Origin of the sequence: Acinetobacter sp. KAM396 (assembly GCF_021602765.1) — a bacterium.
In the GTDB taxonomy this organism is placed as follows: Bacteria; Pseudomonadota; Gammaproteobacteria; order Pseudomonadales; family Moraxellaceae; genus Acinetobacter; species Acinetobacter towneri_A.
In genome coordinates this window covers 1-3,076 of the sequence record NZ_BPPH01000070.1, presented here as the reverse complement: position 1 = coordinate 3,076, position 3,076 = coordinate 1, and the positions used below count along the sequence as shown (strand labels likewise).

The following is a 3,076-nucleotide window of genomic DNA, read 5'->3' as shown; positions in this document are numbered from 1 at the left end:
TGCTTTTGCATGTAATGCCTTACTTGGTTCCAAATGAGTTATTAACAGGTTGGCTATTGGGTCTGAATTTTATTGTTTAGCCTTAACTAAATCAAGTTTTCGTCTGATCGTTAGATCAATATGAAATCGATTGAGCATTCAACCCCAACTGTTTGGGTGTTGTATAGTCAAGCCTCACGAGCAATTAGTATTGGTCAGCTTCACATATCGCTATGCTTCCACATCCAACCTATCAACGTCGTAGTCTTCAACGGCTCTTTAGGAGGCATAAAGCCTCGGGGAAATCTTATCTTGAGGTAGGCTTCCCGCTTAGATGCTTTCAGCGGTTATCCCTTCCGAACATAGCTACCCGGCGATGCGACTGGCGTCACAACCGGTACACCAGAGGTTCGTCCACTCTGGTCCTCTCGTACTAGGAGCAGATCCTCTCAAATTTCCAGCGCCCACGGTAGATAGGGACCGAACTGTCTCACGACGTTCTAAACCCAGCTCGCGTACCTCTTTAAATGGCGAACAGCCATACCCTTGGGACCTGCTTCAGCCCCAGGATGAGATGAGCCGACATCGAGGTGCCAAACACCGCCGTCGATATGAACTCTTGGGCGGTATCAGCCTGTTATCCCCAGAGTACCTTTTATCCGTTGAGCGATGGCCCTTCCATACAGAACCACCGGATCACTAAGACCTACTTTCGTACCTGCTCGACTTGTGGGTCTCGCAGTTAAGCGCGCTTTTGCCTTTATACTCTACGCGTGATTTCCGACCACGCTGAGCGCACCTTCGTACTCCTCCGTTACTCTTTAGGAGGAGACCGCCCCAGTCAAACTACCCACCAGACATGGTCCTCGTCCCGGATAACGGGACAGAGTTAGAACCTCAACATTACCAGGGTGGTATTTCAAGGACGGCTCCACTCGGACTAGCGTCCAAGTTTCAAAGCCTCCCACCTATCCTACACAAGTAAGGTCAAAGTTCAATGTCAAGCTGCAGTAAAGGTTCACGGGGTCTTTCCGTCTAGCCGCGGGTACACCGCATCTTCACGGCGAATTCGATTTCACTGAGCCTCTGCTGGAGACAGCGCCGCCATCATTATGCCATTCGTGCAGGTCGGAACTTACCCGACAAGGAATTTCGCTACCTTAGGACCGTTATAGTTACGGCCGCCGTTTACTGGGGCTTCGATCAAGAGCTTCGCTTACGCTAACCCCATCAATTAACCTTCCAGCACCGGGCAGGCATCACACCCTATACGTCCACTTTCGTGTTTGCAGAGTGCTATGTTTTTAATAAACAGTTGCAGCGGCCTGGTTTCTGAGGCTGTCAACCGCTCAGGGAGCAAGTCCCATCACCGTCAACAGCGTACCTTCTCCCGAAGTTACGGTACCATTTTGCCTAGTTCCTTCAGCAGAGTTCTCTCAAGCGCTTTGGTCTACTCGACCTGACCACCTGTGTCGGTTTCGGGTACGATTCCAGTGTAACTGAAGCTTAGAGACTTTTCCTGGAAGCAGGGTATCAGCCACTTCACTGTACAAGTACAGCTTGCTATCAGATCTCAGCATAGAGCACCCCGGATTTGCCTAAGATGCATGCCTACTTCCTTTCACCTGGACTACCAACGCCAGGCTGACTTAACCTTCTCCGTCCTCTCATCGCATTACACTGAAGTATTGGAATATTAACCAATTTCCCATCGACTACGCCTCTCGGCCTCGCCTTAGGGGTCGACTCACCCAGCCCCGATTAACGTTGGACTGGAACCCTTGGTCTTTCAGCGAACGGGTTTTTCACCCGTTTTGTCGTTACTCACGTCAGCATTCGCACTTCTGATACCTCCAGCATACTTCTCAATACACCTTCTTCGGCTTACAGAACGCTCCCCTACCACGCATAATAAATTATGCATCCGCAGCTTCGGCACATAGTTTTAGCCCCGTTACATCTTCCGCGCAGGCCGACTCGACTAGTGAGCTATTACGCTTTCTTTAAAGGGTGGCTGCTTCTAAGCCAACCTCCTAGCTGTCTATGCCTTCCCACATCGTTTCCCACTTAACTATGATTTTGGGGCCTTAGCTGGCGGTCTGGATTGTTTTCCTCTTGACTACGGACGTTAGCACCCGCAGTCTGTCTCCCGGATAGTACTCATTGGTATTCGGAGTTTGCATCGGTTTGGTAAGTCGGGATGACCCCCTAGCCGAAACAGTGCTCTACCCCCAATGGTATTCGTCCGAGGCGCTACCTAAATAGCTTTCGGGGAGAACCAGCTATCACCGAGTTTGATTAGCCTTTCACCCCTATCCACAAGTCATCCCCTGGCTTTTCAACGACAGTGGGTTCGGTCCTCCAGTTAGTGTTACCCAACCTTCAACCTGCTCATGGATAGATCACCCGGTTTCGGGTCTATACCCAGCAACTATACGCCCTATTAAGACTCGATTTCTCTACGGCTCCCCTATTCGGTTAACCTCGCTACTGAATATAAGTCGCTGACCCATTATACAAAAGGTACGCAGTCACCGAACAAGTCGGCTCCCACTGCTTGTATGCATGCGGTTTCAGGATCTATTTCACTCCCCTCACAGGGGTTCTTTTCGCCTTTCCCTCACGGTACTGGTTCACTATCGGTCAGTCAGGAGTATTTAGCCTTGGAGGATGGTCCCCCCATATTCAGACAAGGTTTCACGTGCCTCGCCCTACTCGTCATCATTATGTGTGCCCTTTCGTGTACAGGACTATCACCCACTATGGTTGCACTTCCCAGAGCATTCCACTAAAACACACATAACTTAATGGGCTTTTCCCCTTTCGCTCGCCGCTACTGAGGGAATCTCAATTGATTTCTTTTCCTAAGGGTACTGAGATGTTTCACTTCCCCTCGTTCGCCTTGCAACACTATGTATTCATGTTGCAATACCTACCTTAAGGTAGGTGGGTTCCCCCATTCAGATATCTCCGGATCAAAGGATATTTGCCGCCTCCCCGGAGCTTTTCGCAGGCTATCACGTCTTTCTTCGCCTCTGACTGCCAAGGCATCCACCACATGCACTTAATTACTTGACTATACAACCCCAAACAGTCG

Annotated in this window: 1 rRNA gene; it reads right to left on the bottom strand. The window is 50.0% G+C overall.

From position 1 onward, the window contains the following. Window positions 1-163: 163 nt before the first annotated feature. Window positions 164-3,057, bottom strand: a 23S ribosomal RNA gene (locus L6C30_RS14395). Between the last annotated feature and the right edge of the window lie 19 nt (window positions 3,058-3,076).